We start from the raw sequence: 21,196 nt of genomic DNA, 5'->3' as shown, positions 1-21,196 counted from the left end.
TCCAACATTGTTTCACCCGGGCTCAAATCGCCCGCCGGCGCCCGCTCCAAAGCCGGAACAAGGGGCCGGAGTCACCCCACCGACAGGTCGGCGCCCTCGTCCGAGGAGGAGAGCATCAGCACATGGCACACCGTGGTCCAGCCGAGATGGGAGTACAGCTGCTGGCCATCCAGAGAGGCCAGCAGGAGGCCCCCTTCGACGTCGTGCTCGAACGCCTGCGCTGCCAGCGCCCGCATGATGAAGCTGCCGAGCCCCCGCCGTTGGAACCCGGGCTCGGTGACAATCTTGTCGAAGACGGCGGTGTGGTCGGCGACGAACACCCGTCCGCTGGCGGCGACCTCCTCGCCGGCGTACACGACGGCGTGATGGACCCCGTCCTCGGTCGACGGCACCCAGCGGAGATCGTCGTCCGGAAGCCAGGGATCCTCTGAGTCCTGGGTCTCCATGTCCACGACCATCATGGTCTGCGACGCCGACGTGACGTTCAGCCCGTTTTGTTCCGCGAGAGCGGTGTAGCGCGGCACGTCGTTGGTGAGGATGGTGAGGATCCGGGCCGGGACCTCGGCGGTTTTAGCGGCCAGATCGGCGAACTCGGCGTCCGAGGGATCGTGGGCGAAATACTCCCATTCGTGGGTCGTGTCCGCCCGCAGCGCCGCAGGAAAGCGGCCCTCCCTGCGCGTCTCATAACCCCGGCAACCGGCCCACCCGGCAACCCAGACCTCCAGGAGGTGGGTGGTGTCTTCAACCATGGCGTCAAGACTCATGAGATGAGCGTATTCCAGCCCTGCCGCAAGCAACAGGGGCCGGGTTCGGTGGGGCCGCTTGCTTACCCAATTGTGACCGTGGCGAGCTCGCACCGCGAGGCAGCGCTGCCCGGGGTTTTGCCCCGACCAGTACGCTTAAATACGTGGCTTTGAATCGAATTGTGCTCTTTTACGGCTTTACCCCGATCGCCGACCCGGACGCCGTGCGGCTTTGGCAGCGTGCCCTCTGCGAAAAACTCGGGTTGACCGGCCGGATCATCATCTCCAAGGACGGCATCAACGCGACCGTCGGCGGCGAGATCGGCGCCGTTAAGCAGTACGTCAAGACGACCCGCGAATACAAGGGCTTCCGCGGCATCGACGTGAAGTGGTCCGACGGCGGTGCCGCTGACTTCCCCCGGCTCAGCGTCAAGGTGCGCGACGAGATCGTCTCCTTCGGCGCGCCGGGTGAGCTCAAGGTGGACGAACACGGCGTCGTCGGCGGCGGGACGCACCTTGCGCCCGAGGAACTGCACCGGCTTGTGGAAGCGAAGAAGCAGGCCGGGGAAGATGTTGTGTTCTTCGACGGACGCAACGGCTTCGAAGCCCAGATCGGAAAATTCAAGGACGCCGTCGTCCCCGACGTCGCAACGACCCACGATTTCATCAAGGAGCTCGACTCCGGCAAGTACGACGCCCTCAAGGACAAGCCGGTCGTCACCTACTGCACCGGCGGCATCCGCTGCGAGGTACTCTCCAGCCTGATGGTCAACCGCGGCTTCAAAGAGGTCTACCAGCTCGACGGCGGGATCGTCCGCTACGGCGAGGCGTTCAAGGACCAAGGGCTCTGGGAGGGCTCACTCTATGTCTTCGACAAGCGGATGCACCTGGAGTTCAGCGAGGACGCTAAGACCATCGGCCAGTGCGTCCGCTGCGCGGCGCCCACGAGCAAGTTCGAGAACTGCTCCAACCCCAGCTGCCGCACCCTGACTCTGTACTGTGCAGACTGCGCCTCGGACCCGGCGACGCTGCGTTGCCCGGACGGCTGCGCCCCGGCTCCGCAAGGATCGGGCTCAGATCCGGCTCACGCGGTAGGCGAAATTCGCCGGGGCCAGTGACTCTATCCGGACCCGCAGCACCGCGTCGGCGGCGAGCTGGACCACGTTGACCCGCGGACTGCCGCAGCGCAGGCTGAGATCCACCAGGACACTTTCCTTGTCCCGGATGGTGAACGAAACCCGGCGCGTACTCCGGCAAACCAGGGTCAGCGCATACGTTCCGCTCGGCAATTGCGTGGTGGTCTCGTGCCGGATCTCGCCTGCGTCCAACAGGCCGGAAGCGGTGTGGAAGACCTGTCCCTGGGTTTCCGGCAACACCTCTACCAGCCATTGGTCCAGCTCCGCCCCGATTACCGGCCGGTTCCTCCCGGGGTCCTGCGGGAGCGCGGCGTCCGTGAACGTTGCCGCCTGGGACGGCGAAGGACGGGAGAACCCGTCGTCGTACTCATACTCGCAGGCGGCCAGCCCCGAAGCGCAGGCAAGGACAGCGGCCAGCGCGACGGCGGCCGCGGCGCCGCGGCACCGCCGCAGCGCGGGTGCCTGCGCGGTGGGCATACTCCGACTCTAGGCCCGGCCGCGGCGCCGGACCAGAGTGACGTAGCCGGGCGGTCGCGGCTCTAAGGCGGCGGTTCGCGGATGACTCGGAATCCGACCGCGGCGCCGAGACCGGGGTCAGTGGAGTTCTTGACGATCTGCACCGTGGCCGGCCCGGATTTCAGTGCTACGGAAGCCTCGACAGCGCGTCCGCAGGGGACGTTGAGCTCCAGTCTGCCGCCGTCGCGGCGGCCATCCTGCGAGATCGTCAGGAGCGCGCTGGGCGTGCCGGTGCAGGCCGCCGTCACGTAGTACGTGCCCTCGGCGAGGCCCTTGAAGGAGCCGCGGAAGCCGAACCCCGCCGAGGCGCCCATCACCATCGCAGCGGGGGACGTCCCGAGGATATGCTCAACCGCAGCCTGGTTCCGGACCGCCCTGGCGGCAAGTTCCGGGTCCTGGGTCGGCAGAGGCGGTCCAGGCACCGTTGAGCGGGCCGAAGACGCGGTTTCAGAAGACGGACTCCCGACGTCGTCCGCCACCTCACAGCCGGACAGCGCCGCCACCGACAACGCGAGCACGATCAGCGGCGTCGCGGCACGGGCCGTTTGCCTACCCCCAGTAGCAACCATGCCCCGAGCCTAGTGGCAGCCGGGGACGGGGCCAGTCACATCAGGCCGCAGGCACCACGTGGTAGGCAAAAATGAGCGGGGCGTCCACGCTGGAGGCGCTGACCTTCAGTTTTCCGGCTGCCGGCACCTTGATCCTGGCGGTCTCCCGGCTCCCGTTGCAGGCGGCCCCGGCCTCCGTCAGCCGTTGGCCGTCGAGGGAGACCTCGAAGAATTCTTTGCCGCCGCCCTCGCAGGTCATGGTCAGGGTGTAGCTGCCGGCCGTGACGGTGGCATCCTTGGCGACCGGATTCCGGTCCCGGATCTTGCCCGCATCAGCCAGGACGGCCCCGCTGGCCGACGGCAGGGCCGTGGCCTGCCACGAGTTCACGTCGGCCGATTCAATGGACCCGGCCGGGGAGCACGCCGAGGCGCTGAGCACGACGGCGGCGCCGGCCGCGGCGGCCAGGGTGCGGCGGAGAACGCGGGGGCGGGACGGCAGCGGTGGAACGGAAAGCATGACTCCAACTTACCCGCTGGGGTGCCCCGCCCCCGCCCCGCCGTCCCCGGCTCCCTTGGGGGCAGCCGGGTCGACGAGTCCCGCCCCGCCGTCATCCGGGGGTGCTAGCCGGCACTCAGCTCCAGCACGCGTCCGCGGTGCAGGGCCAGGTACACCCGGTCACGCAGCTTGTTGGCAGCCTGGTCCGTCAGGGGCCGGTCCAGCGGCTGCAGGACCATCCGGAGGAGCACGTTTACCTGGTCCTGGGTCAGCCGGAGGCGTTCGACGGCCCTCGTCGGCAGCTCGGCTGCCGGTGTCACGGCCAGGATCTCGAGTGCTGCCAGGATCTCGGCATCGGCGCCCAGGGCCGTGCGGGCAAAATCGCCGAGCAGTTCGACGTCGGCGTCCGCCGCGGTGCCGAGCACGAGGGATAGATCGCTCCGGACCTCCGGCATGGCCGACATCGGCCGGTACGGCGCCAAGTCCTGCAGCTGCGCCTTATCCTCCGGATGCGTGGAACGCAGAAGCCGGATGTCCCGGATCCCCTTGCGCAGCATAACGGCCCGGTCCAGCCGCATGCCCAAGGCGAGCCCGGCCCAGCGGCGGGGCACCGCCCGCCGCGCGGAAGCCGCGCCACGCCTAAACTTGTCCGGTGACCCCATCATCGTTCTTCACCGCCGGTAACACCCCCGACGCGCCCCGCAGCGACCTCCCGGACCTGCTCGAGAGCCTGGCCGAGGACCTGCGCCGCATCGGCTACACCGTTGACGGCGTCGCGGGCCTGCTGGGCCCGGCCGCGCACAGCGCACTCAGCCGCGACCAGCTCATCCCGGCGCTGATCGCCACCGAGGCCGCAGCCCACGCGGAACGGACGACGGCGGCGCTCGCCGCCGTCGTCCGCTTCTGGCTGCTGGCCGAACCGCAGCGCGCCGCAACCCTGGACGCTGCCCTCCCCGCCACCGGCACGGAGGGCCTGCTGGAACTGGGACTCGCCGAGCCGGCCGCCGGGGGACTGGTCCAGGCGAAGGTGGACCTGCGCCCGTACGGCTGGGAGGGGGCCCCGGGGGAAGGCGCCCAGGGGGAAGAAACGCTCAGCAGCGGCGGGGCAGAGCTCTGGGTGGCCAGCGACCTCGCCGCCCACCAGCGCGCGGGCGTGCTGCGCCACGACCACGTGCTGGGGATCGGGCAGGCGTCCACCACCCTGGTGCAGGTCACTGCCCGCCGGCACGTGGCCCGCGCCCTGGACCTTGGTACCGGCTGCGGCATCCAGACCTTCCACCTTCTGCACCACTCCGAACACGTCACCGCCACCGACATCTCCCTACGGGCCCTGGCCTTCACGCGCTTCAACCTGATGCTCAACGCGGCGGCGCTGCAGCTGGACCCCGCCCATCTGGAGGCCCGGGTGAGCCTGCGCCAGGGCTCGATGCTCGATCCGGTGGCGGGGCAGGAGTTCGACCTGGTGGTCTCCAACCCGCCGTTCGTCATCACCCCGCGCAGCGTCGGGGAGGCCTCCGCGGACCAGTTCACCTACCGCGACGGCGGCCTGCCGGGCGATGACATCGTCGCCGCGCTGGTCCGGGACCTCCCGGCCGTCCTCGCCCCCGGCGGTACCGCCCAGCTGCTGGGTAACTGGGAGATCCCGGCGGGCGCCGACTGGGCCCAACGGCCGCAGTCCTGGGCCAGCCCGGACGCGGACGTCTGGTTCATCCAGCGCGAGCAGGTCGGCCCGGAACAGTACGCCGAAACCTGGCTGCAGGACGCCTCCGAAGCCCGCGACCGGCGGCTCTACCAGGAGTCCTACGCCGCCTACCTGGGCGACTTCGCGTCGCGGAACGTCGGGGCCATCGGCTTCGGGATGATCTGGCTGCGGCGCCCCGCGGCCGGCTCCCCGGTGCTGAGGCGCTTTGAGGAGATCACCTACCCGATCGAGCAGCCCGTCGGTCCCCACCTGGGCGAAGCCGTCGGGCGCGCCGACTGGCTGGCTGCCCACGACCTGCCGGCCGCGCACCTGCTGGTGGCCGAGGATGTTACCGAGGAACGGCACCAGCGCCCGGGCGCCGAACACCCCGGCGTCATCCTGCTGCGCCAAGGCGCCGGGCTGCGCCGCACCAACCTGCTGAGCACCGAGCTGGCCGGCTTTGTCTCAGCGTGCGACGGCGAGCTCTCCGTCGGGCAGATCATCGGTGCCCTTGACGCCCTGCTGGGCGGGTATGAGGGATACGACAGCGGTGTGTTCCGCCAGGGGCTCCTCGACGAGGTGGGCAACCTGGTCCGCGACGGCTTCCTGCTTCCCGCCTGAGCCTGACGGCGCCGGAACCGACGCGGGGGCCGGCGCCGCGGCCTCCGCGACCGGGGCGGGCGCGCCTTCGCGGCCGAAACGGGGCAGCACGTAGGCGGCGACAGCCAGGGCCACCAGGACGCCGGCCACCCCTGTGACCAGGAAGCTCTGCCGGACCGGCAACAGCGCACCCAGCAGGCCACCGATCGCCAGCGCGGCAATGGAGACGGCGCGGGTCATGCCGCCGATGATCGCCATCGCCTGGCCCCGCCCGCTTTCCGGAATCCGCAGGATCGCGATAGCGCCAAAGCACGCGTTCAAGGCTCCGCAGGCCGAACCCATCGCCGTGTACGCCACGAAGAGCAGCCCCACCGTGGGCACCAAAGCCATCACCCCCAGGAACGCGGAGGTCAGCGCCATTGAAACGAGCAGTACCCGCAGCCGGGCCGGCGGCGTCTTGATCCGGCCCGCCAGCGCGGCGCCTGCCGCCATGCCGAGGCCAAAAGCCGCTGCGAGCAACCCGTACTGCGTCTCGGTGGCACCGAGTTCGCCGCGGGCCAGGAAGACCTCCAGCACGTTCGTAGCCTCGCCGACGACGATGAAGAACAGTGCCCCGAGGACCAGGGCCCACACCAAGCTGTCCCGCCGGATCAGCCGCAGACCGTCCAGCAGGGCCGGAGCCTCCCGCCCGGCCAATTCGGCCGCGGTGCCGCGCCGGGTCCGGATCAACAGAGCGCCGACGCCCATGGCCAGATAGCACGCGCTCGCCACGGCAAACACCATTCCCGAGCCGCCCCAGCCGCTGAGCAGTCCGCCCGCGGCAGGCCCGGCCATGCCGGCGATCATGATGGTGGCCTGCATGGTGCCCATCGCGCGCGGGGTGCGCTCCTCGCCAACGATCCGGGGCAGCAGCGCCTGCCAGGTCGGGCCCGCCACAGCCTGCGCGGCGTCCAGCAGGAACGTCATGGCGAACAGCACGGGGATCTGGTTGTCCAGGTATTGCAGGCCGAGGCCCATGCCGGCTACGGCGGCGGCACTGAGCGCGGAGGCGGCCGTCGCGAGCGTGCGGGAATCCCTGGTGTCGGCGAGCCGGCCCGCCCACGGTGCCAGCAGCACCAGCGGCAGCGCCGAGCACAACAGGTAGCCCGCCACGAGCCACGGCCCGGCCGCCGCCGTCGGGCCAGCCGCCGCGACGTTCTGCAGGTGCAGCATCACACTGACGACGACGGCGCCCATGCCGGCGGTGGCCAGGAAGCGGGAGCTGCTGGCGAGCAGGAAGTCGCGGTTGCGCCAGAGCGAGGGCCCGCCGGCCGGGCCCGACCCTGTATGAAGTATATGTTTCATAACGGCAAAGTATCCCGTGTAGGGAATCAGTGTCAAGCATTCCTTTCATAGTTTGGCGGGCCTCGGTAGACTGGGAAGGTGAATGCAGAAACCCCGAAGGCGGAGCTGTCCGCTGACACCGCCGCGCCGCCAGCCAAGCGCAGGCCGCGCCCGGAAAAGAAGGTCGAGATAACCGACCCGAAGGCGATCCGGGCCCTGGCCCACGCCGCGCGGCTGGAGGTCATTTCGGAGCTGTATTCCACCCAGGTCAGCCGGACGGCCACCGAACTCGCCGCCCAGACGGGCCTGACGCCGAGCGCGATGAGCTACCACCTGCGCGCCCTGCAGAAATGGGGCATAGTGGTGCCGGCCGCCACCGCCGGTGATGCCCGGGAGCGCCGCTGGAAAGCAGCCGGGACCGACTTCACGATCAATTCGGGCGGCGGCGTGGCGAGCCCGGAATTCGCCGTGCTCGATCTTGAGCTGGACGCCTACCGCCGGCGCGTCAACGCCTACGCCAGGACCCGCGACGAGCAGCGGCAACGCGGCGAAGCCGTGGACGGGACCTCGTCCGTGGTGCTGGCCAGCAACCTGCTGTACCTGACCCCGGTGCAGCGTGCGGAGCTGAACGAGCGGCTCTTCGACCTGCTCCGGGACTATGAGCTCGAGGACCCGGACCAGGTGCCCGAGGGAGCGGAGCGGATGGCCACCATGTGGTCGATGATTCCGGATGACCGGGGCAAGGCCGCCCGTGACTGACCGCCCGTGACTGACCGGCCGCGACTGACCGCCCGTGACTGACCGGCCGCGACTGATTGGCCAAAGGCGTTAAAAGGCCGGGGCGGGGACACTTAGTCCCCGCCCCGGCCTTGCTATGAAGTTGTCCCGGATCTGACGGCCCCTTTAGCGGCGGGTGTCGTCGACGCCGTCGGTATCGATGCGTTCCTTGCGGACTTCCTCGTCGACCCTGACCTCATCGGTCACGGTGTCCTTATCGAGACGGACGCGTTCCACCGGGACGGTTTCCTTGTCCACGACGGGGCGTTCCTCGTGGAGGATGACTTCGTGCTCCTCCTCGCTGATGTCCGGACCGGACAGGGCCTCGCCCCGGTTGGCGTCCGTGATCGGTTCGCGTTCGAGCCGGACTTCCTCACGCTGGACGGGGACGGTCCGGGTGACGTTCTCGGTGGTGACGTACTTGCGGAGCCGAACCCGGCCGGTTTCCTGCTTCTCGGTACCGACATGGAGGCGTTCCTCGGAGCGGGTCATGGCATCGTCCGTCGTCGGACCGGAGGTGTCGTGGCCGACGGTGCCGGAGGTGTCCTGCCCGGCGAAGCGGTTCTCCTGATTCGTGGTGGCGTCCGTGTACGTCCGGCCGTCGCCGCTGAGCTGGTAGTGCTGGTAGAGACGCTCTTCCTCGGTGGGTTCGAGGTGTCCGTCGACGTCCACGCGGGGTGCGTCCCTGACCACGTCCTTGGTGTAGGGGACGACCACGTCATCGCCCCTTACCTGGGCTCCTTCCAGCGGGACGAAGGTCTCCGAGGAGCCAAACAGGCCTGTCTTGGCTGTGACCCAGGTGGGCTGGCCGTTCTCGTCGTCGGTGTACACCTGGCCGATGGAGCCAATCTTGTCTCCGTCGGTGGAAAGGATGTTGCCATTGCGGTTCAGCAGGTCGTCGATGTGTTCCTTGGCGATCATGGTGTCTCCTTGGGTTGTCGATCATTTACTGCGGTTGGTGGCCCGGCCGGGAGCCTGGGTGGCATGCCGGCCGGCGGGGTGTGACCGGAATCGTTGCGGCTGCCCTGCGGGATTTTCCCTGCGGTGGCGACCCTTCTGTCCGGCTTCGACAGGACTACCATAAGCATGCTTACTACCTGGTTGGCAAGCATGCTTACTAATTTTTTTTGCGTGCTCAACTCTCGAACCACAGCAAAAAGCCTCCGGCCGGGTCCAAGACCCCGGGCGCGAAGGCTTCCTGCCTGTCAGGCTGCGCCGGCGTCCGCCGGCGCCTGGTCAGTGCTGGCCGAGGCTGCCGCCGGCAGGCGGAAGCGTGCCGGGGCCACCCTCGGTCCGTGCCCTGCGTTCCGCCTCGCTCGCGGTGTCGCTGAGGGCGGTCTCGTCAGAGTCGCCCTCAACATCGACCAGGCCGTTCGTCTGGTCGAAGGGTTTGGCGGTGGAACGGGTGCCCACGTCGCTGGCGGTCCCGGTCCCATCCTGGGTCAGCCCGGCACCCTGTCCGAGTCCCTCGTCCGGGAAAACGCTTCCCGCGGTGCCGGTCGGCGGCACCGCGGCGGCCGCCCCCGGGCGCGGCGCGGCCGGCGGCACGACGGGCGCATCGGTCGGCGCCGCGTCGCCCTCGGAGCCCTTGTCTCCGGAAGCAGCGGCCACGCCCGCGGCCGCCGCGGCTGCGAGGCCTACGCCGGCAATCACTTTGCCGGAGACGCCGGCTTTGCCGCTGTCGCCGCGTGAGGCGGCTGCGTCGTCGACGCCGGGGGTTCCCGCCGGTACGCCTTCGCCAACTGTTCCGCGCCAAGCGCCGGTGGCATACCCCTCGTCCTCGATGAATGCCTTGAAGCGCTCGAGGTCGCTCTCGGCCTGTTTCTCCACGACGTTGAGCTTGTCACCGATCTTCTCCACCACGCCCTCGGGCTCGTAGTCGAGGGAGAGCCGCACCGATGTCTGGCCGCCGCCGAGATCTTCAAACGTGACGGACCCTGCGTTGGTCGCTCCATCCGTGGCCGCCCAGGCAACTTTCTGGTCCGGCACTTGTTCCAGGATCCGGGCCTGCCACTGCCTGCGGACCCCGGCGATCTCTGCAGTCCACTCCAGCCGCTCATCGCTGAGCTGCTTGACACTCTTCACTCCGCCCATGAAGTGCGGGAATTCCTCGAACTGGGTCCACTGGTTATAAGCCACGCTCACCGGGACGTTAACCAGGATGCGCTTTTCAACTTTGGTGCTCATGGTGTCTCCTTCGATTGGATCGGGATCGACAGTGATGAACTGGTCATCAGTAGGCTTACTATATCCGCGGATCCGCGAACCGGCCAGAGGTTTTCCGTCGCCAGGGAGGGCCGGGCGTCCCGTGGGTTCCCCGGGGCGGTGGAGAGGCCGCGCGCCCCGGATGGCCCGACGGCGGCGCGCGCGGCTCCGTCCCTGCCCACCTAACGCTCTTGCCACAACGAGATCGGGGGTATCGGGCGTGACGCCCCTGGTCTAGCCTTTCCGGCCCTCCGTGGCGACGCCTTCGATGAAGTGGCGCTGTCCGAAGGCGAAAAGAGTCAACATGGGCAACGTGATCAGGAGGGTGGCGACCATAACGTACTGGTAGTCTCCCTGGCCCCCGTTGGTGGGGCTGTATTTGGTCATCGCGTAGGCGATTCCCAGCGGGGCGGTGAAACCTTCCACCGACCCGGCGTTGAGGTAAATTAGCGCCGACTGCAGGTTGTTCCAACTCGCCTGGAACTCGAAGATGAAGATCACCACCAGCGACGGAATGGACAACGGCAGCGCTATCCGCCGGAAGAGTCCGAAGTAGCTGGCGCCGTCAATTCGTGCAGCCTCGAAGAGCTCCCGGGGGAGACCAAGGAAAAACTGCCGCTGCAGGAAGATATAGAACGCCGAGCCAAAGAGGTTCATGCCGAAGAGCGGGATCCAGGTGCCGAGGACGCCGAGGTTTTTCCAGATCAAATACTGCGGGACCATCGTCACCGCACCCGGGAGCATCATGGTGGCCAGAACGAGGCCGAAGAGGAAATTGCGGGCAGGGAAGCGGAAATAGGCGAAACCGAAGGCGACCATGGCGCTGGAAATGGTGACCAGGGTGGCGGCCAGGACGGCGATCAGGAAACTGTTGGCCACCCAGTGGACCAGTGGCAGTTGGTCCCATACCTGGACGTAGTTCTGCGGCGAGAAAGTGCGGGGGACCAGGGCATTGTCGAATACCTCGGCGCGGGGTTTCAGGCTCGCGGCAATGAGCCACACCAGCGGGTATAGAAAGGCCCCGCTGATGAGGATTAGAACCGTCCAGAGCAGCAAGCGGGCCACGGTGGTCCGCGGGCCGCGCGTCGTTCGGCGCGTCCGCCGCCCGGCGGTCCGCTCCATTTCATCCTGCGGAGGGGCAGCGCCCGGTGACTTTGCAGCCGGCTGGGTCCGTGTCGTTGCCATCAGCGTTTCTCCCCTTCGTAGTAGACGAACTTGTTCCCGATTTTCACTTGGACGAGGCTAATCAGGAGGATCAAAACGAACAGCACCCACGCCATGGCTGCGGCGAACCCAAAGTTGAATTCCCGGAACGCCTGCTGGAAAAGGTAGATCCCGTAAAAAAGCGACGCCTCCGGGGAGGAGCTGGTCTGGTCCCTCCAGAAAAGAAGGTAGGCCTGATCGAAAACTTGCAGCGCCGCGATCGTCAGGACAATCACGTTGAAGAAGATGGCACCCGAGATCATCGGCACCGTGATGTAGAAGAACTTCCGGACCGGACCGGCGCCGTCCAAAGCCGCCACCTCGTAAAGATCCTTCGGTACGCTCTTGAGCGCCGCCAGGAAGATGACCATGGTGCCGCTGACCCCCCATAAGGTCATCAGCACGATCGACGGCTTCACCCAGGCCGGATCGATCAGCCACTGCGGGCCGGTAATTCCGAAGAATCCGAGGGCCTGGTTGATGGCCCCCGTATTTCCGTTCAGCAGGAGCAGGAACACAGCCGCGGTGGCCACGGAGGGCGTCATCTTCGGAAGGTAGTAGACGGTCCGGAAAAACCCGGCCCCGCGCCCCACCCGGTTCAGCAAAAGCGCGAGCCCCAGCGCGACGCAAATTTCCAACGGCACCGCCAGGACGGCGTAAAACAGGGTATTGGCCAGTGACAGGGCCACTTTCGGATCGTCAAAGAGAAGGGCGTAATTAGTGACCCCGGCCGGCCGCGCCACGTTCGTGGCGAGGTTGTAGCGGCTGAAAGAGATCACCAGGCTGTAGACCATGGCGCCGAGCATGAACACCACAAAGCCGACGATCCACGGCGAGATGAATAAGTAACCAGCGATCGCTTCACGACGGTTGTATTTGTTCCGTGCCGGACGCCCTCCGCGCGACGTTTGGCGCGACGCGACTCGCACCGATGCCTTAGCTCCCACCAATGACCCCCGTTCTCGATTTCTCCAGCGCGAAGTCGAGGTCCGGCGACCTTGTGATGCCGGTGGCGCGCCCCTTGCGTCGTCCTGCAGCTTCGGCTAGCTTTCGATTTAGCAAGCTTACTTACAGTTTGGCAGTTAAAGGGCGTTTGGCCGAAAGTTTTCCGGTGGCGAAAAGATGCCGCGAAGACCTTGAAATTGACACTGGGGAGGATTCAGATGCGGGTTCGGGAAAAGAGCGTAGCGGTGCTGGCTCTGGCCGTTTTGGGGTTGACTGCATGCGGCGGGGGCGGTGCGTCCACTGCGGAGACGGCTGATTTCAAGAAGGAAGCGTCAGGGTCGCTGACGGCCTGGGCCTTCGACAACGCTGACGACGTCGGTAAGGCCCGGATGAAGTTCGCAGGGGAGCAGCTTCCTGACGTCAAGATCACCATGGACCAGACACCCTTTGACGCCCAGAAGTTCACCACCCGCGCCGCCAGCGGCACCGTCCCCGACGTCGTCCAAATGGACCGGGCCTTCGTCGCCACCTACGCCGCCCAGGGTCTCATTAAGCCGCTGGACGGGTGCTTCAAAGCGCACGGCATGGACCCGGCCAAGCAGTTCTATCCAGCGGTCACGCAGCAGGTCACGTACCAGGACAAGGTGTGGGCGGTTCCGCAGTTCTACCAGCCGGCTGCCATCATCCTCAATCAGGACGTCCTGCAACCCGCCGGCGTGGCCCCGGAAGACATCGACACCTCGGACAAGGCGAAGCTCCTCAGCGCCGTTTCCAAGGCCTACAAGTCGAGCGGAAGCAACCCCGCAACGCTTGGCTTCGATCCGGTGGCCGGCGGCCAGGCCGAGCTCTGGATACTGGGCCAGGGCGGAAAGCTCATGGACGACAAGGGTGCCCCTGCCCTGGACGATCCTGCGAACATCGAGGCATTGACCTTCCTGAAGGGGATATACGACGCCCAGGGCGGCTACGCGAAGGCGAAAAGCTTCAGTGACTCGTTCGACACCTTCGGCAAGGACAACCAGTTCGTCAAGAACCAGGTCGGCGCGCAGGTCGACGCCCAGTGGTACGTCAACGTCCTGGCGCCGTACTCGAAGTCGCTCAACATCTCCGCCGTGCCCTTCAAGGGCAAGGACGGCAAGCCCTTCACGGTGGCGGGCGGAACATCGTTTGTCATCCCTGCCGGCGCCAAGAACGCCGATGCCGCGTGCGCCTGGATGACCTCGTTGGTCACGGATGACGCCTGGTCCGCGGCAGGTGCTGCCAGGGCGGAGAAGATCGCATCAACGCCCGGGGGCATGAACACGGGACTCTTCACCGGCTCGCCGTCCGCGGACAAGCTGATCCGGGACAAGTTCGTCAAGGCCAGCGGCAATGCAGGATTCGATCAGACCATCGCAACCTATTACGAGGTCCTCCCGGCCGGAAAGTCGCTCGGAGCTTCGCCGGCCGGCCAAACCATCAAGACGGAAGTCAACAACGCTATCGCCTCCGCCCTGCTGGGCACGAAGACACCCGACAAGGCCCTCGCCGACGCACAAGCCGCCGCGAAGCGGGCGTTTGACCAGGCCGGTTCCTAGGGGCGCAAAGGCTGCCGACGCGACAATGTGAGGGGCGCTCCCATCCGGGGGCGCCCCTCACTGCGCCGGTCCTCCCGGCGCGGGGCCTCAGTGCGGGGCGGCCGGTTTCGTGCCAAGGAGGAGGTTAAGTCCCCAGCCCGCAGCGGTGGTCAGAAGGATGGCTCCTGCCATGGAAAGAAGCTGCGGCGGCGAGGAGAGGATTCCGAGGCTGACGATGAGTGTGGTCGCCCCGGCCGGCGGATGCGGCTTCCGAAGCCACGTGAGCACCAAGGTGGTGAGCGCAACGGAGAGCGCCCCGGCCGCCACAAACGGGGCGGTGAGTCCGCCGACCGGGGCGGGCGGGGCGTCCTGCAGGCCGAAGGCGTACAGGCAGGCGGCGCCCGTGATCAGACCGGTGAGGTGTCCGGCCAGCGTGTTGGATGGCCGGGCGGAGGGCTGCTCGGGGGATTCGAAAAACAGCATCACCGTCGGGCCCAGACTGGGGAAGAGCCATGGCAGGTGCAACCCGAGGCCCACCAACCCGGCGAGGGCAAGAACCACGAGCGAAAGCACCGCTGCGTAGACTGCCGGCCCCACGGCGCTCCGGCGTGCTTCGAGCCGCTTCAACAGCGGCGGCCTCATGGTCATTTACGGCTACCTTCCACTCTCGGCCCTCAGCGCGCCACGATCAGCGCCTGGGGTGCTGCCTGCTTCATGCGGGTCTGCAGCCAGCGCAGCTGTACGGAGGTCTCCCCGTCGCACCGGGCGACGATGTCGAGCAGTTCGCGGTCGCGGAGAGCGGAGCCAGCTTGTTTCACCATGGTCCAGGTCACGTCAACAAGGCTGGCCAGCAGGTAAAGGTCCTGAAGGTCCCGCAACAGCCCCACCGGGCCGCTGCGTGTTGTGGAAAGCCCCTCGGCATGGAGGCGCTCCGGCTCGTCGTCGGACACGGACTCGCCGTACCGCTGCACTGCCGGGAGCAGCAGGCGGCTGTGCTCCTCGCACTGCTGCGCCAGGGTGTGGCAGAGGAAATGCACATCCGGTTCGGCACCATGGCCCGTCGCCACCTGGCGGAAGGACTCCGCGAGCGTGGTTTCGGCCTGGTGAAGCATGCCCAGGTAGATGTTCAGGTTCACGGCTTTCCGTCCTTCCCGCTGGGCTTGGTGGCGCCCGGCCCGATCGCGGCGGGGAAGCTGGGCGGCGGTGCAGCGCCGACCAACTCGGAGGCCTGGGCCTCGCTGCCGCCGGCCGTCAGCCGCGCCGGCCGCTGTCCCGCCGCCGCCGCGGCGGGACGGGACGCCGTCGTGGTCGGCGCCGGCGCGGGGCCGGTGCCGTCGCCGATCTTTTCCACCTTCACGGCCGCGTTCTTGAAGACCGGCTGTTTCGAGACTGGATCCCATTCGGTGAGGGTGAGTTCGTTCGCAGCCGTCGGGTGTTCCCCGGGCGAGCCGCCCTGGTCCCAGTAGCCGTAGTGGAACGGGGCAAAGACGGTGCCGCGTCGGATGTCGCTGACGCGGACCGGGACTTCGATCCGGCCGCGCCGCGAGGTCACGCGGACGAGGTCGCCTTCGACGATCCCCAGCCGCTCGGCGTCGTCCGGGCCCAGTTCCACCCAGGCACTGGGGGCGGCCTTCGTCAGGGGGCGCGAGCGTCCGGTCTTGGTCCGGGTGTGGAAATGGTAGGCGGTCCGGCCGGTGGTGTACCGCAGCGGGTACTGGCCGTCGGGTTCCTCATGCGGAGGGGAGTAGTCGGCGGTTTTAAGGATGGCCCGGCCGGCCGGGACGCCGGCGCGGAACGATTCGGCGCCTACGGTGGCGCCGGTCAAGAGGTCATGCCCGTAGCTTTCGCAGTAGTCCGGGTCGGTGGGGAAGACGCCGTCCGCGTAGAGCCGCTCCCGGCCGTCCGGATTCTCATCGTTGCAGGGCCACGGGATGCCGCTGCTGCCACGGAGCCGGTCATAGCTGATGCCGCTGTAGTCGCAGGGCCGGCCACGGGAGCATTCCTTCCACGCCTCAAAGCCGTCCTCCGGCCCGGTCCACGGAAGGAGCGGTTCGCCCTGCAGGGTGGTGAATTCCATCCGGCGGGAGTAGTCGAGGAAGATGTCCAGGTCGCTCCGCGCCTCGCCGGGCGGTTCGACGGCCTTGTCGGAGAGGTGGACGATGCGGTTGACGTTGGTGAAGGTTCCCGTCTTCTCACCCCAGGCGGCGGCGGGCAGGACGACGTCGGCGGCCTGGGCTGTCTCGGTCAGGTAGAGGTCCTGCACCACCAGGAACAGCTCGGGCATGGCCAGGATGTCCCGGATCCTGGGCAGGTCCGGCATGGAGACCGCCGGGTTCGTCGCCGAAATCCAGAGGAACTCGATGGAGCCTTGTTCGGCGTAGCGGAAGATCTGCATCGCGTGCGTCGGCGGCGCCCAGTGCGGGATGACCAAGGGGTCCACGTCCCAGAGCTCGGCAAGTTCCCGGATGTGCTCCGGATTCTCCCAGTTCCGGAAGCCGGGGAGGTCCCCGTCCGCCCCGCATTCGCGGTTATTCTGCGCGGTCGGCTGGCCGTTCATTTGCAGGATGCCGCATCCGGGCCGCCCGAGCAGCCCGCGAAGCAGGTGCAGGTTGTTGACCTGGCAAGAGGCGGCGGTGGCCTGGGCGGACTGGTAGAAGCCCTGCAGGACCGTGGACAGCACGCGGGCCGAGGTGCCGAAGATTCGGGCGGCCTCCCTGATGTCCGCGGCGCTCACGTCGCAGACCCCCGCCGCTGCCTCCGCCGTCCAGGGTTCCACGGTGGCCTTGAGCTGCTCCAACCCGACCGTGTGCTCGTTCACGTACTCCTCATCGAGCCAGCCGTTCGCCAGGAGCTCGTGGACCAGGGCGTTCATGAGGGCGAGGTTGGTGCCGGGCCGGACGGCCAGGTGGACGTCCGCCTGGCGCGCCACCTCCGTTTCGCGCGGATCAACGCAGACGACCTTGGGCCGGTCCGGTCCCGCGATGCGGTCCAGCACCCGCGACCACAGCACGGTCTGCGTCTCGGCCATATTGTGTCCGTAGAGGAAGATCGCGTCGCAGCTGTCGATGTCCGTGTAGCTGCCGGGCTGTCCGTCCGCTCCGAAGGACTCCTTCAGCGCTGCCGCCGCCGTCGCGGTGCACAGCCGGGTGTTGCCGTCCATATGCGGGGTTCCGATGCCGGCCTTCCCGATCACGGCCAGGGCGTAATACTCCTCAAGGAACAGCTGGCCGCTGGTATAGAAACCGTGGCTGAGGGGTCCGCGTTCCCGCAGCAGCTCCCGGCTCCGCTCGGTGATGCGGTTCATCGCCGTGTTCCAGTCGCATTCGACCAGCCGGCCGTTTTCTCGGATCAGGGGCCGTGTGAGCCGGTCGCGGTGGGCCACGCCCTGCCAGCTGGCGAACAGGCCTTTGGGTCCGAGGCGGCCGTGGTTGACGAGGTCTCCGGCGCGGCCGCGGATGCCGACCATGGCGCCGTCCTTGACGGCGATGTCGCAGGCGCAGCCGTTGCTGCACAGCACGCACGCGGACTGGACCCAGCGGTCGACGTCGTCCTCGGTGACACCTTCGCTAAGCGTCTGGTCCACCCGCACCGGCCACAGCCCGTCGCGGGGATACGGGGTCCTCGTGCCCCAGATGTCGGCAATCCGGTCAACCATAATTGTCCTCCCATTGCTGCGCCCCGGGCTGCGACCAGGGCCGGATAGTTGCCCCGATCAAGCTTTATCAGCATGTGGCCGCCGCGTACAGGGGCCGGATCCAAAAGGGTCCGAAGTCCGCAGCGCAGGTGCCGGGGTCAGAGGGGCGGCGTGACCCTGCCCGCTAGGATGCTGGCGATCTCCGCAGTTGTCAGGACCCGTTGTCGGTACTCCCGGCAAAGGACGTCCTGGACGGCGGCTGCTGCCTCAGGATTCTCCGGGGCGGCCCCCGCCGTGTGGATGACGCGGATGATGTGGCCGAACGCAGGCCGGACGCATCAGGTGCTCCTGGATAGCAGCTGTTGAGGATGGCCCCCAAGGGAGGGTCCATGGGATTCTTCGACATCACATCGTGAGTCAGGCCGTGTCGGGGTAGCTGGCCAGCAGGTAGTCCGCGGCGGTAGCTCCGGCCATCCGACGTCGGCTGCTGTTGGGGTCAACCCCGCACCGCTGCATGGCCGACCGGAACACCCGGTCCTCCACGGGCGTGATGCGGTGAAGCAGGCACCAGCTCGTATAGAGGCCGTAGAGACAGTCCGGCCCCAGGGGGCTGTGGGTTTCATCGGGGACCGTTGCGTCCAGCAGGAACCGTTCAAAGTGCGAACTGGCCATTGGAAGCTCTCTTTCGCGAGCGCATCAATGTGCCGCCGGTCTGCTTCAGCGGCTCCCTTTGCGGCCGCGCAAGCGCCGGCAAAAGGATCCGCCCCTTTCGGGGACTGGATTCCTTCGAATCTACGACCCACCCCGCTCCGCTGTCCAGAGTTTGTCGCCTCCGCCGGTTCGCGTCCAAGGCGCGCGTACCCAGGGCCAAGCGTGCGTCCCGGCAGGCCCTGGGTACCCGCGCGTCCGAGGCCGTTTCGGGCCCGGATGCGCGGGAATCTGCAAAATATGGTGAACTAGGCGGGTATGGGCGCATCTGCCCGAGCAACCTTTTTCTGTAGGAGCACCGTGCCAAGCAAGGCCCCCACCGGCAAGAAACTCGTGATTGTGGAGTCTCCCGCCAAGAGCAAGACCATCGCCAAGTACCTGGGCGAAGGTTTCATCGTTGAGGCCTCTATCGGTCACATCCGCGACCTTCCGCAGCCTTCGGAGCTCCCTGCGGAACTGAAGAAAACCCCGCTGGGCAAGTTCGCGGTCGACATTGAACACGACTTCAAGCCGTATTACGTGGTGTCTCCGGACAAGAAGAAAAAGGTCGCCGAACTCAAGGCCCAGCTCAAGGGCGCCGACGCGCTCTACCTCGCAACCGATGGGGACCGCGAGGGCGAGGCCATCGCGTGGCACCTGCTGGAAGTCCTTAAGCCCAAGGTTCCGGTGTACCGGATGACCTTCGGTGAAATCACCAAGGAAGCCATCCATCGCGCCATGGACAACCTGCGTGACGTGGACCAGGACCTCGTCGACGCGCAGGAAACCCGCCGTGTCCTGGACCGCCTCTACGGCTACGAGATCTCCCCGGTGCTGTGGCGCAAGGTGGCCCGCGGCCTGTCCGCCGGCCGCGTGCAGTCCGTCGTCACCCGCATGGTGGTGGACCGGGAACGCGAGCGGATGGCGTTCAAGTCGGCGTCCTACTGGGACCTGACCGGCCAGTTCGGCGCGGAGTCCGGTTCCTTCAAGGCGAAGCTGGCCGCCGTCGACGGCTCCAAGGTCGCCAGCGGCCGGGACTTCAACGACGACGGCGAGCTCACCTCGCGCGGCGTCGTGCACCTGAACGAGGAACTCGCCGGAGCCCTGGCCGCCGGCCTGCAGGACGCGGACTTCCGCGTCCGCTCCGTCGACACCAAGCCCTACACCCGCCGCCCCGCGGCGCCGTTCACCACCTCCACGCTGCAGCAGGAGGCCGGCCGCAAGCTGCGTTTCTCCTCTAAGAGCACCATGCAGGTGGCCCAGCGGCTCTACGAAAACGGCTACATCACCTATATGCGTACGGACTCGAACGCCCTGAGCAACGAGGCCATCACCGCCGCGCGGCGGCAGGCCTCCGAGCTGTACGGCCCCGAATACGTCCCGGCGTCGCCCCGCGTCTACAGCGGCAAGGCGGCCAACGCGCAGGAAGCGCACGAGGCCATCCGCCCCGCCGGCGACTCCTTCCGCACCCCGGCACAGGTGGCCAAGCAGCTCTCCGGCGACGAGTTCCGCCTCTACGAGCTGATCTGGAAGCGCACCGTCGCCTCCCAGATGGCCGACGCCAAGGGCTCCACCGCCACCATCCGGCTCGGCGCCGTCACCGTGGGCGGCGCGGCCGCCGGCCGGGACGCCGAATTCTCCGCCTCCGGCACCGTCATCACCTTCCCGGGCTTCCTCGCAGCCTACGAAGAAGGCAAGGATGAGAGCCGCGGCGACGAGGACTCCGAGGAAGCACGCCGGCTGCCCAACGTGGCCAAGGACGACGCGCTGACCGCCTCGGAGATCGTCGCCGTCGGGCACGAAACGTCGCCGCCGCCGCGCTACACCGAAGCGTCCCTGACCGCGGAGCTGGAAAAGAAGGGCATCGGCCGCCCGTCGACCTACGCCTCCACGATTTCCACCATCCAGGACCGCGGCTACGTCCGGAAGCAGGGCTCCGCGCTGGTGCCGAGCTGGATCGCGTTCTCCGTGATCCGGCTGCTCGAACAGCACTTCCACGACTACGTGGACTACGACTTCACGGCGGACATGGAAGCCGACCTGGACAAGATCGCCAACGGCCAGGAAGCCGGGCCCGCGTGGCTGAAGCACTTCTACTTCGGGGAGGATTCCGAGCCCGGCCTGCTGAGCATCGTCAACAACCTCGGCGAGATCGACGCCCGCGAAATCAACTCCATCCCGATCACCGAGGGCATTACCCTGCGCGTCGGCAAGTTCGGGCCGTACCTGGAAAGCTCTGTCCCCACCGTGGACCCGAAGACCGGCGAAGTCATCGAATCCGCCCGCGCCAACGTCCCCGAGGACTTGGCCCCGGACGAGCTCACCGCCGCCAAGGCGGTCGAGCTGATGGAGACCGCCGCCCCGGAGGAGCGCGTACTCGGCGCAGACCCGCACACCGGACACACGATCGTGGCCAAGAACGGCCGCTACGGCGCCTACGTCACCGAAGTCATTCCGGAGATGACCGAGGAGCAGCTCGCCAACCAGCCGGTCGAGTACTACAAGAACGGCAAGCCGAAGCCGCCGAAGAAGCCGGTCAAGGCCAAGCCGCGCACCGGTTCGCTGTTCGCCTCCATGAGCGTGGACACGGTGACCCTGGATGAGGCCCTGCAGCTGATGAGCCTGCCGCGGGTGCTCGGCCAGGATGCCGACGGCAACCCGATCACGGTGCAGAACGGCCGTTTCGGCCCGTACCTGAAGAAGGGCACGGACTCCCGTTCCATCGGCTCGGAGGAGGAAATCTTCACCATCACGCTGGAACAGGCGCTGGAGATCTACTCGCAGCCCAAGCAGCGCGGTGCCCGCGCCGCCGTCCCGCCGCTGGCGGAGTTCGGCCCGGACCCGGTGTCGGAGAAGAACATCGTGGTGAAGGAAGGCCGCTTCGGCCCGTACATCACCGACGGCGTCACCAACATCACCGTGCCGCGCAGCACTGCGATCGAGGAACTGACGCGGGAACGCGCCGTCGAACTCCTCGCCGAAAAGCGCGCCAAGGGCCCGGTCAAGCGCACGACGACGGCCCGCAAGGCCCCCGCCCGCAAGGCCGCCGCCAAGAAGTAGAAGGTGCTGCCCGAACCGGTGCAATCCTCTGCGTGCTCGCTCGTTCCTCGCTTAGACGCACGCTGCCGGATCACTCCGGTTTGGGC

Annotated in this window: 17 protein-coding genes and 2 pseudogenes; 5 read left to right on the top strand and 14 right to left on the bottom strand. The window is 67.5% G+C overall.

The annotated features are described in order from the left end of the window. Nucleotides 1-71: 71 nt before the first annotated feature. Nucleotides 72-764 (bottom strand): GNAT family N-acetyltransferase, encoded by a 693-nt coding sequence (locus tag ABIN76_RS00830; protein WP_346957824.1) that lies wholly within the window; start codon nucleotides 762-764, stop codon nucleotides 72-74. 143 nt (nucleotides 765-907) lie between these two features. On the opposite strand from ABIN76_RS00830, the pseudogene ABIN76_RS00825 reads away from it, so the two are divergent. Continuing rightward, nucleotides 908-1,795, top strand: a pseudogene (locus tag ABIN76_RS00825) (rhodanese-related sulfurtransferase); the annotation flags it as partial. A gap of 21 nt (nucleotides 1,796-1,816) precedes the next feature. Here the strand turns inward: ABIN76_RS00825 and ABIN76_RS00820 are convergent. The 4 genes from ABIN76_RS00820 to ABIN76_RS00805 form a co-directional block, all read right to left on the bottom strand. Next, nucleotides 1,817-2,356, bottom strand: coding sequence for a DUF6023 family protein (locus tag ABIN76_RS00820; RefSeq protein WP_346957823.1), 540 nt, complete (start codon nucleotides 2,354-2,356; stop codon nucleotides 1,817-1,819). 62 nt (nucleotides 2,357-2,418) lie between these two features. Then, complete coding sequence (locus ABIN76_RS00815; protein WP_346957822.1) at nucleotides 2,419-2,964, bottom strand: hypothetical protein; 546 nt, start codon at nucleotides 2,962-2,964, stop codon at nucleotides 2,419-2,421. Between the two features lie 40 nt (nucleotides 2,965-3,004). Then, nucleotides 3,005-3,460, bottom strand: a complete 456-nt coding sequence (locus ABIN76_RS00810) for a hypothetical protein (protein ID WP_346957821.1) — start codon at nucleotides 3,458-3,460, stop codon at nucleotides 3,005-3,007. A 104-nt stretch (nucleotides 3,461-3,564) separates the two neighbouring features. Next, nucleotides 3,565-4,017, bottom strand: a complete 453-nt coding sequence (locus ABIN76_RS00805) for a hypothetical protein (protein WP_346957820.1) — start codon at nucleotides 4,015-4,017, stop codon at nucleotides 3,565-3,567. Nucleotides 4,018-4,091: 74 nt separating this feature from the next. Between ABIN76_RS00805 and ABIN76_RS00800 the strand changes: the two genes are divergently transcribed. Continuing rightward, nucleotides 4,092-5,741, top strand: a complete 1,650-nt coding sequence (locus ABIN76_RS00800; protein WP_346957819.1) for a methyltransferase — start codon at nucleotides 4,092-4,094, stop codon at nucleotides 5,739-5,741. Nucleotides 5,742-5,786: 45 nt separating this feature from the next. Here the strand turns inward: ABIN76_RS00800 and ABIN76_RS00795 are convergent. Further along, nucleotides 5,787-6,956 (bottom strand): annotated as a pseudogene (locus ABIN76_RS00795) (MFS transporter); the annotation flags it as partial. Nucleotides 6,957-7,142: 186 nt separating this feature from the next. Here ABIN76_RS00795 and ABIN76_RS00790 point away from each other — a divergent pair. After that, nucleotides 7,143-7,802, top strand: a complete 660-nt coding sequence (locus ABIN76_RS00790) for a winged helix-turn-helix domain-containing protein (protein WP_346957818.1) — start codon at nucleotides 7,143-7,145, stop codon at nucleotides 7,800-7,802. A gap of 144 nt (nucleotides 7,803-7,946) precedes the next feature. On the opposite strand, the gene ABIN76_RS00785 is transcribed toward ABIN76_RS00790, so the two are convergent. From ABIN76_RS00785 to ABIN76_RS00770, 4 genes are all read right to left on the bottom strand, one after another. Continuing rightward, nucleotides 7,947-8,741, bottom strand: coding sequence for a PRC and DUF2382 domain-containing protein (locus ABIN76_RS00785; protein ID WP_346957817.1), 795 nt, complete (start codon nucleotides 8,739-8,741; stop codon nucleotides 7,947-7,949). 315 nt (nucleotides 8,742-9,056) lie between these two features. After that, nucleotides 9,057-10,007, bottom strand: a complete 951-nt coding sequence (locus ABIN76_RS00780; RefSeq protein WP_346957816.1) for an SRPBCC family protein — start codon at nucleotides 10,005-10,007, stop codon at nucleotides 9,057-9,059. Nucleotides 10,008-10,259: 252 nt separating this feature from the next. Continuing rightward, nucleotides 10,260-11,213 (bottom strand): carbohydrate ABC transporter permease, encoded by a 954-nt coding sequence (locus ABIN76_RS00775; RefSeq protein WP_346958030.1) that lies wholly within the window; start codon nucleotides 11,211-11,213, stop codon nucleotides 10,260-10,262. Then, nucleotides 11,210-12,157 (bottom strand): sugar ABC transporter permease, encoded by a 948-nt coding sequence (locus tag ABIN76_RS00770; RefSeq protein WP_346958029.1) that lies wholly within the window; start codon nucleotides 12,155-12,157, stop codon nucleotides 11,210-11,212. The genes ABIN76_RS00775 and ABIN76_RS00770 overlap by 4 nt, the downstream gene beginning before the upstream one ends. A gap of 234 nt (nucleotides 12,158-12,391) precedes the next feature. On the opposite strand from ABIN76_RS00770, the gene ABIN76_RS00765 reads away from it, so the two are divergent. After that, nucleotides 12,392-13,750, top strand: a complete 1,359-nt coding sequence (locus ABIN76_RS00765; RefSeq protein ID WP_346957815.1) for an extracellular solute-binding protein — start codon at nucleotides 12,392-12,394, stop codon at nucleotides 13,748-13,750. A gap of 87 nt (nucleotides 13,751-13,837) precedes the next feature. On the opposite strand, the gene ABIN76_RS00760 is transcribed toward ABIN76_RS00765, so the two are convergent. The 4 genes from ABIN76_RS00760 to ABIN76_RS00745 all read right to left on the bottom strand — a co-directional run bounded on the left by ABIN76_RS00760 (nucleotide 13,838) and on the right by ABIN76_RS00745 (nucleotide 18,035). Continuing rightward, complete coding sequence (locus ABIN76_RS00760; protein ID WP_346957814.1) at nucleotides 13,838-14,377, bottom strand: HPP family protein; 540 nt, start codon at nucleotides 14,375-14,377, stop codon at nucleotides 13,838-13,840. Nucleotides 14,378-14,403: 26 nt separating this feature from the next. Next, the gene (locus ABIN76_RS00755; protein ID WP_346957813.1) at nucleotides 14,404-14,865 is read right to left on the bottom strand and encodes a hypothetical protein; all 462 of its coding nucleotides are present in this window, start codon (nucleotides 14,863-14,865) and stop codon (nucleotides 14,404-14,406) included. Next, nucleotides 14,862-17,384, bottom strand: coding sequence for a nitrate reductase (locus ABIN76_RS00750; RefSeq protein WP_346957812.1), 2,523 nt, complete (start codon nucleotides 17,382-17,384; stop codon nucleotides 14,862-14,864). Before ABIN76_RS00750 ends, ABIN76_RS00755 begins: the two co-directional genes overlap by 4 nt. Nucleotides 17,385-17,780: 396 nt before the next feature. Then, nucleotides 17,781-18,035 carry a hypothetical protein gene (locus ABIN76_RS00745; protein ID WP_346957811.1) on the bottom strand — a complete coding sequence of 85 codons (255 nt, stop codon included), beginning with the start codon at nucleotides 18,033-18,035 and terminating at the stop codon, nucleotides 17,781-17,783. Between the two features lie 336 nt (nucleotides 18,036-18,371). Between ABIN76_RS00745 and topA the strand changes: the two genes are divergently transcribed. Continuing rightward, a complete protein-coding gene (topA, locus tag ABIN76_RS00740) occupies nucleotides 18,372-21,110 on the top strand; it encodes a type I DNA topoisomerase (RefSeq protein ID WP_346957810.1) in 2,739 nt (912 codons plus the stop codon). Nucleotides 21,111-21,196 lie beyond the last annotated feature (86 nt).

It is taken from the genome of uncultured Arthrobacter sp. (assembly GCF_964021775.1).
Taxonomy (GTDB): domain Bacteria; phylum Actinomycetota; class Actinomycetes; order Actinomycetales; family Micrococcaceae; genus Arthrobacter.
This window is presented reverse-complemented; position numbering and strand designations above follow the sequence as displayed.